The 7919-nt window shown below is 67.4% G+C and carries 5 protein-coding genes and 3 tRNA genes; 4 read left to right on the top strand and 4 right to left on the bottom strand.

The window, feature by feature from the left end:
• The first annotated feature begins 172 nt into the window (after positions 1-172).
• The 3 genes from RWO33_RS17630 to RWO33_RS17640 all read left to right on the top strand — a co-directional run bounded on the left by RWO33_RS17630 (position 173) and on the right by RWO33_RS17640 (position 1394).
• A tRNA-Ala gene (locus tag RWO33_RS17630) sits at positions 173-248 on the top strand.
• A 53-nt stretch (positions 249-301) separates the two neighbouring features.
• A tRNA-Glu gene (locus RWO33_RS17635) sits at positions 302-377 on the top strand.
• A gap of 60 nt (positions 378-437) precedes the next feature.
• Positions 438-1394, top strand: coding sequence for an SOS response-associated peptidase family protein (locus RWO33_RS17640; protein ID WP_314106490.1), 957 nt, complete (start codon positions 438-440; stop codon positions 1392-1394).
• Between the two features lie 9 nt (positions 1395-1403).
• On the opposite strand, the gene RWO33_RS17645 is transcribed toward RWO33_RS17640, so the two are convergent.
• Positions 1404-1784, bottom strand: coding sequence for a response regulator (locus tag RWO33_RS17645; protein ID WP_314106491.1), 381 nt, complete (start codon positions 1782-1784; stop codon positions 1404-1406).
• A 124-nt stretch (positions 1785-1908) separates the two neighbouring features.
• Here RWO33_RS17645 and RWO33_RS17650 point away from each other — a divergent pair.
• A tRNA-Leu gene (locus RWO33_RS17650) sits at positions 1909-1995 on the top strand.
• Between the two features lie 50 nt (positions 1996-2045).
• On the opposite strand, the gene RWO33_RS17655 is transcribed toward RWO33_RS17650, so the two are convergent.
• The 3 genes from RWO33_RS17655 to RWO33_RS17665 all read right to left on the bottom strand — a co-directional run bounded on the left by RWO33_RS17655 (position 2046) and on the right by RWO33_RS17665 (position 7763).
• Entirely contained in the window at positions 2046-3908 is a 1863-nt protein-coding gene (locus RWO33_RS17655; protein ID WP_314106492.1) for a methyl-accepting chemotaxis protein, read from the bottom strand.
• Between the two features lie 187 nt (positions 3909-4095).
• Positions 4096-5082, bottom strand: coding sequence for a helix-turn-helix domain-containing protein (locus RWO33_RS17660; RefSeq protein ID WP_314106493.1), 987 nt, complete (start codon positions 5080-5082; stop codon positions 4096-4098).
• Between the two features lie 422 nt (positions 5083-5504).
• Positions 5505-7763, bottom strand: a complete 2259-nt coding sequence (locus RWO33_RS17665) for a PAS domain S-box protein (RefSeq protein ID WP_314106494.1) — start codon at positions 7761-7763, stop codon at positions 5505-5507.
• Positions 7764-7919 lie beyond the last annotated feature (156 nt).

Here is a 7919-nt window from a genome sequence, read left to right on the forward strand (position 1 = left end):
AGGACATCACCCTTTCACGGTGGCGACCGGGGTTCGAATCCCCGTGGGGACGCCAATAACGCAGAGAACCCCGGCAATGCCGGGGTTTTTTGTGCGCGCAACCGGGCTCGGCAAAAATCTGTTTGCATTTCTAAACACAGCCGATATGATAGGCGGCTCGCAGCATCATCGTGGGGCCATAGCTCAGCTGGGAGAGCGCCTGCATGGCATGCAGGAGGTCGGCGGTTCGATCCCGCCTGGCTCCACCACTCCAATCCTTAGGCCGATTGGAAGGTAGTGAATACAATTCAGTTTTTCGTGCGTCCCCATCGTCTAGAGGCCTAGGACATCACCCTTTCACGGTGGCGACCGGGGTTCGAATCCCCGTGGGGACGCCAATTACAGAAGCAGAAAGCCCTGACTCCGGTCGGGGCTTTTTGTTTTGGTAGCCTACGCCCATGTGCTATTCCGCCCAGATCCGCGCCGACTACACCAAGCTGGTCCGTGAATTCGGTGCCACCCTGTCGCTGGACGAGTTCGCCCAGCTCTACGCGCACGACCCCGGTAAGCAGCGTCCGAAAACCCCCAAGGCGATGGACGATGGTTTCGCGGGCGCGCGCACGCCGCTCGGCCAGGACATCGTGGCGAGGATCCAGCAGTGGCATGCCGAGGAAATGCACGCGCTGGACGAAGAGCTGCGCGTCCAAGGCGCGCGCCTGAAGCAGGCCGAGGAAAGCCTGGCCCACCGCCCGACCCAGAAAGCGCGCAACGAGATCCGCATTGCCGGCAACCGCATCGACCGCGCGCAGGCGCGCCTGGCCGACCTGCACCGCAGCGGCCTGCTGCCACGCGACAGCCGCATCTTCCCGGGCGTGTATGCACCGGTGATCGTCTCCGAGCAGGGCCAGCGCGTGATCAAACCGATGCGCTACCAGTGCCGGCTGCCGGACAAACCGGCGCGCAACGACACGCTCTACCCCGGCACCTACAACGCGCGCCGCGACAGCCTGGAGGCGTACTGGAAGAACGCCTTCGGCCATCACCATGGCGTGGTGGTGGTGCAATCGTTCTACGAACACGTCCCGCGCCATGCACTGGAACAACGCACGCTGGCACCCGGCGAAGGCGCGCAGAACGTGGTGCTGGAATTCCGCCCGCAGCCGCCGCGCGACCTGCTGATCGCCTGCCTCTGGTCCGAATGGGAAGGCCCGGAAGGACGCCTGCTGTCGTTCGCCGCGATCACCGACGATCCGCCACGGGACGTGGCGGCGGCGGGCCACGACCGCTGCATCGTGCCGATCCGGCGCGAGAACCTGGATGCGTGGTTGAATCCCGATCCAGGCGACCTGGCCGCACTGTATCGAATACTCGACGACCGCGAACCGGTGCAGCTCGGCTACCAGGAAGCCGCCTGACGCGTGCGGTCAGCTCGCGACCGGATGATCCTGCAGCGCGTTGGCCAGTGCCGCTTCCAGTTCCTTGGTCAGGTAAGGCTTGACCAGCACCACGCCGGCACGGAACGCGTCGGGCAACTCGTGCGGCGCCATGCCGGTGGCCACCACGAACGGCAGCCCCTGCGCGGCCAACCGTTCGGCGACCGGGTCACTGGTTTCGTGGTGGGCCAGGCGGTAATCCAGCAGCACGATCTGCGGCGAGGCGGTGTCCACCAGGCGCAGCGCGTCGGCCACCGTCGCCGCGGTACCCACCACGATCGCGCCCGATTGCGCCAACTGCATTTCCAGCAGCGTTGCGCTCATCTCGTCGTTTTCGACCACGAGTATCCGCAGGCCCTGCAGCGCGTTCATCCCGTTTCCCTGTATGGTTCAGCGCTGTCAGTATAGCGTCGCGTCCCCATGAAGGCCGGGGCACGAGTGAACCGTTCAGGCCTCCCCAATCCCGCCGAGTTTGTATACACTACGCGGCCAGCCAGCCGAAGTGGCGGAATCGGTAGACGCAGCGGACTCAAAATCCGCCGCCCTTAAAAGCGTGTGGGTTCGAGTCCCACCTTCGGCACCATGGAATCCAGAAGGCCAGATCGAAAGATCTGGCCTTCTGCTTTTTCGGGCTTACACCAGCCGCAGCACCGGCCCCGCGCCCGGCCCACCCGACTGCGCCGCGTGGCGCAGGGCCTGGGTTACGGCGCCGTCGACGCGGAACGCGGCCACGGTCTGCAACAGCTGGGTCGCCTGCTCCTCCATGCTGCGTGCCGCTGCGGAGGCTTCTTCCACCAGCGCCGCGTTCTGCTGCGTGCTCTGGTCGATGTGCTCCACCGCCTGGTTGATCTGCACGATGCCGTCGCTCTGCTGCTGTGCGCCGGTGCTGATGCGCGCGATCAGTTCATCCACGCGGCGGACGCTGGCGACGATTTCTTCCATCGTGCGCCCTGCACTTTCGACCTGGGCGGTGCCGGTGCCCACGCGGTCGACCGAGTCGTCGATCAGCTGCTTGATCTCCTTGGCCGCGCCGGCCGAACGCTGCGACAGCGAGCGGATCTCGGCCGCCACCACGGCGAAGCCGCGCCCGTGCTCACCGGCGCGCGCCGCCTCCACCGCTGCGTTCAGGGCCAGGATGTTGGTCTGGAAGGCGATGCCGTCGATGACCCCGATGATGTCCACGATGCGGCGCGAGGACGCGTTGATCAGCGCCATGGTGGCGACGACGTCGCTGACCACCCTGCCCCCCTGCGCTGCCACTTCCACCGCGCCTCCCGCCAGCTGGCTGGCCTGGCGCGCATTGTCGGCACTTTGCAGCACCGTGCTGGTCAGGCCCTGCAGCGACACCGCGGTCTCCTCCAGCGACGCGGCCTGCTGCTCGGTGCGCGCGGACAGGTCGCTGTTGCCCACCGCGATCTCACTGGCGCCCAGCGCGACGGCATCGGCGGCAACGCGGATCTGGCCGATCATGCTGCCCATGGTCTCGACCATGGCGTTGATCCCTTCGCACAGCGCGGCGATCTGCCCGCTCTTGTCGTGGGTGTCGATGCGGCCGCTGAGATCGCCGGCCTGCGCGGCACTCACCACCTCGCGGGTCTGTGCAACGGCAGCGGCCAGCGCCTGCGCATCGCGCACCTGGGCGGAGATGTCGGTGGCGTACTTGACCACCTTGAACGGCTTGCCGTTCATGTCGAAGATGGGGTTGTAGGACGCCTGGATCCACACCTCGCGGCCGCCCTTGCCCAGCCGCCGGTACTGGCCGGCGTCGAACTCGCCACGCCCCAGCTTCTGCCAGAACTGCCGGTACGCGTCACTGCGTGCGTACTCGGCATCGGCGAACAGCGAATGGTGCTGGCCGCGCACTTCCTCGAGGCTGTAGCCCATGGTCGAGAGGAAGTTTTCATTCGCGGACAGGATGCGCCCGTCCAGGCTGAACTCGATCACCGCCTGCGAGGTGTTGATCGCGGCGAGCTGGCCGGCGAAATCGGCGGCCTGCATCTGCTGGGCGGTGATGTCGGTGGCGAACTTCACCACTTTCACCGGCCGGCCAGTGCTGTCGAACACCGGGTTGTACGAGGCCTGGATCCAGATTTCGCGACCGCCCTTGCCCAGCCGCCGGTACTGCCCGGCATCGAATTCGCCGCGACCGAGTCGGGCCCAGAACTCGCGGTAGGTGCTGCTGCGTGCGTGCTCGGGGTCGACGAACATGGAATGGTGATGCCCGCGGATCTCCTCGAGCGTATAGCCCAGCGTCTGCAGGAAATTGTCATTGGCCTGCAGGATGGTGCCTTCGAGGTCGAACTCGATCACCGCCTGCACACGGTGCAGTGCGGCGACCTGCGCCTCCAGCTCGGCATTGCGCTGGGCGAGGGCCGCGTTCGTCTGGCGTGTCGCGCGCGGACTGAACGCCAGGGCGCCCAGCGAGCGCAGGAGTGAGGCGGTTGCGGAATCGCTGCTGCGAGCGGCCGCCGGTGGCTGAATGGCTGCGGTGGTCATCGATGTTTCCTCGGTTCCAACAAGCTCAATGGGCTGCGCCGGGCCCGATGCCCGACGAAGTACGCAGTACGCTTGGGGACTCACGAAGACCGTCCTGGGGGCTGACGTTCCTTCCGTGGGGTAAAGCGATACAACAGGTTGCCCTCAGTAAGCGGCGGTCAACGGAAAAACTTTAATACCGGCGGGATCAACGACGACGCCCCGACCCCGCCCGGCGCCCCGCGCACCTCTCCCCCAGCGCCCGCGCCAGCTCCTGGGCCGGCTGCACATGGAACATGCGTGCATATTGAGCGGCCATCCGACCGAGGTCCCAGACCCCGAAACGCGAACAGATGCTGGTTACGGTATCCCCTGTGCGGGCCGAGCGCAGCTCGCCCCGGATCGCGTGCAGCCGCTCGATCAGGTAGAAATGGTGCGGCGCCATTCCGTACAGATCGTCGAACGCGCGGTTCAGCGAGCGCTGCGAAACGCCCACCGCGAAGGCGATGTCCTGGAAGGCGGCCTCGCCGCGCAGGCTGCGCTGGATATGCTGCACGCCCCGGCTCACGATCTCCCGGCGTGGCAGCGGCGGGCGCCCTCGCCGCGCCGGGCCGGACCCACCGGTGGAGTGCCGGTGGCACTGCAGCACCGCCGCCGCGAGCTGGGCCGCGAAGGCCTGCCGTGGCCCGGCCTCGGCGAAGGCGTCGGGCCTGGCCTCGCGCACGTCGAACGCCCGCTGCACCATCGCGGTGACGTGCCCGACCATCGCCGCTGTCGTGGTGATCGTGCCCGTGCGGTACAGGCGCGGCACGTCCAGGCCATCGACCCGCGCCGCCTGCTCCATCAACAGCCGCTCGCCCAGGTCGATCCCAAGGAACCGGGCCGGCACCCGGGTGAACCCGTGCAGCTCAACGCGTGGCGCCAGCCAGGTGAAGCTGTCCTCGCCGAGCAGCTGGCCATCCAGGGTGGTCTGGCTCCCGGGCAGCGCCAGGTACACCCCGAAGTGGCGGTCGTGCGGAGCACCGTGATAATGCACCGGCGCGCCATCGATACCATGCAGCAGGGTGGCCTCACCCAGTTCCAGGCAATTCAACAGCCAGGCGTCGTCGCCGCGACCGGTCACCCGCATCTCGCCGTCGATGCCCTTGACGGAATTTGAATATGCCTCGAAGTCCGAAAATATCAGCGCAGGCATGTGGTCCAAGGGTCGTGGAGTTAATCAGGCGATGTTTGTCGAAGGCAATCGTCCTGAGCCTCGCCGTGCGGGCGGGGGTTACTCTACGGCACGTGAAGACAGGCGTGCACGCCTGAAGGTCATGGTGTATTTCCCATGATTTGGCCAACTTTACGTAGCGAGCAGGAAATCCAAACAGTAAGAATCAGCACGCCTCGCGACGGGGTGCTGGACGGTGGGGACTGCCCAGCACCCTGTTGCAGGAATTGATACTGCATCGAATCTGTCCAGCACATTATCGCCAGTAATTACGCAGCCCAGTCCCACCCGGGTTCCTGCATTTACTTGCGCGTGCCGCCGCACTGGCTGCGGAAGGGTATCGACCCGGCATCGGCCCGCTTGAGTGCAGGGGTGATCGGCGGCACGGCGAAAAACTGACCGGTTCAGCCCGGACCACCCTCGCTGATCTCGGCGTCGAGGTCGCCGTCGCCCGGATCGAGCGGCTCGGCACCGCCATGGGCAGGCGCTTCCACCTGCACGTTGTTCCGGCCCAGCGCCTTGGCGCGGTAGCACTGCGCATCGGCGGCGGCCACCGCTTCGTCCACGCTCATGCCGCCGTGGATCGCGGCGATGCCGATGCTGGTGCCCACCTGCAGCCGATCGGCGCTCCACGGCACGCTCAGCGTGCGTACCGATTCGAGCAGGTCGCTGGCGATCCGGCGCGCGCGCCGCAGCGAGCACCCGGCCAGGATCACCGCGAACTCATCCCCCCCCACCCGCGCAACCACGTCCGAATCGCGCACGCCGTTGCGCAGCACGTTGGCCACCGCCCACAGCATCGCATCGCCGGCCAGGTGGCCATGGTTGTCGTTGATCGGCTTGAAGTTGTCCAGGTCGATGAACATCAGCGACGCCGACTGCCCGGTGCGCGCCACCCGGGTGATCGCTTGCTGCAGGTGCGCTTCGAAGCCGCGCCGGTTGCTCAGTTCGGTCAGCGGGTCCACCTCGGCCAGGTGCCGCGCTTCGCGCTGTCGCGCGCGCTGCTGGGTCACATCACGAATCACCCAGACCGCGCCGCTGACCCGCCCGTCGCCGTCCTGCAGCCAGGCCCGAGTCACATCGACCGGCACCAGGCGGGCACCGACCGACAGCAGCAGGTCCGAGTGCAGGTCCACCGCATTGCTGTCCGGATCCAGCAGCACGGCCAGGTCCAGCGGCGAGCGTGGCGCGTATTCGGTGGTCAGCTCCATGACTTCCTGAACCTGGCTGCCGGTCAGCGGCGTGGCGCCCTCCCCGGCCAGCGCGCGGGTGGCCGCGGCGTTGGCGTACTGGACCTGGCCCTGCAGGTCCAGGGTGAGCACCATGTCGGCCACCGCGTCGAGCGTGACCCGGGTACGCTGTTCCGACTCACGCAGCTGCTGCCCGCTGAGCCGCTGTGCGGTGACATCCTGGATCTGCGAGACGAAATGCAGCGGTTCACCGTGCGGCGCGCGCACCAGCGACACCGACAATCGGCCCCAGACCACGTTGCCGCCCTTGCCCAGGTAGCGCTTGTCCATGTGGTAATGGTCGCGCCGGCCCGCCAGCAGGTCGCCGACCAGGGCCAGGTCGGCATGCAGGTCGTCGGCATGGGTCAGGGTCTGGAAATCGATGTCGAGCAATTCGGCGCGGGTGTAGCCGAGGATGCCGCAGAGCGCGTCATTGACATCCAGCCAGCGGCCTTCCAGCGACACCAGCGCCATGCCCAGCGCCGCCGAATTGAAGGCGCCGGCGAACTTCTCGGCGGACACGAAGGCCTGCTCGCGAATTTCCAGCAGCGGGGTGATGTCCACGGCCATGCCGACATAGCCGAGCCGCTGCCCGTTGCCGGAATCCAACGGGCTGATCGACAGCCGCACCTGCCGGTGTTCGCCGTCCTTGCGCACGAAGGTCCACTGGTGTGACCAGGTGCCATGCGCGGCGTGCGCGGTCAGCGCCTGGAACACGGTGGGTTCGCGACCGTCGGCATCGGCCAGCGGCTGCAGGAAGTCCTGCATCTCCAGCACATCGTGGAACAGGCCGGGATCGACCCGGCCGATCACTTCCTCGGGCCGGTAGCCCAGCAGCTTCTGCGCGCCGGAATTGAACAGGTTCACCACCCCGTCGGGATCGGTGGCGATCACCGCCACTTCGTCCGATGCATCCACCACTGCCTGCAGGCGCTGGCGCATGTCGGCCGCGTCCTCGCGCGCGTTCTGCAGGTCGCTGACGTCGGCGTGCGCGCCGGCCATGCGCAGCGGCCGGCCGTCCGCGTCCCATTCGTAGACCCGACCCCGGTCCTGGACCCAGATCCAGCGCCCGCTCTTGTGGCGCATCCGGCACAGGCTTTCGTACTGCGGCGACCGGCCATCCAGGTGCTCGCGCAGCAACGCGTCCGAGCCGGCGAGATCGTCGGGATGGACCAGCCGCAGGAAGGTCTGCGGGGTGATCGGCGCCAGCTCCTCGCGGGTGTAGCCGACGATCTGCGCCCAGCGCTCGTTGACCCGCAGCTGGCCGGTCTGGCAGTTCCACTCCCAGGTGCCCATTGCGGTGCCGTCGATGATCATTTCGAGCCGCCGATGCCGTTCGGTCATCTCACGGAGCGCGCGCGACAGCGCCGCGCTGCCATCGCTGGCATCGTCGTCGTGGCCCGGACCCCGTTGGCCTGCCTGAATATCCGTCATCCAGCCTCCCGCTGCCGGTACAGCGTACCGGCATTCCACGGGAAACGGAGTCAAGCCATCATCACCCCCGGCCGGGCGTCCGCTCAGCCGCCGCGCTTGGCCCGGGCGAAGGCGTCGGCCAGCGCGTTGTTGGCCGGCGGCGCGCTGCTGCCCGGG

The organism is uncultured Stenotrophomonas sp. (genome assembly GCF_963519925.1).
GTDB classification, from domain to species: domain Bacteria; phylum Pseudomonadota; class Gammaproteobacteria; order Xanthomonadales; family Xanthomonadaceae; genus Stenotrophomonas; species Stenotrophomonas maltophilia_AE.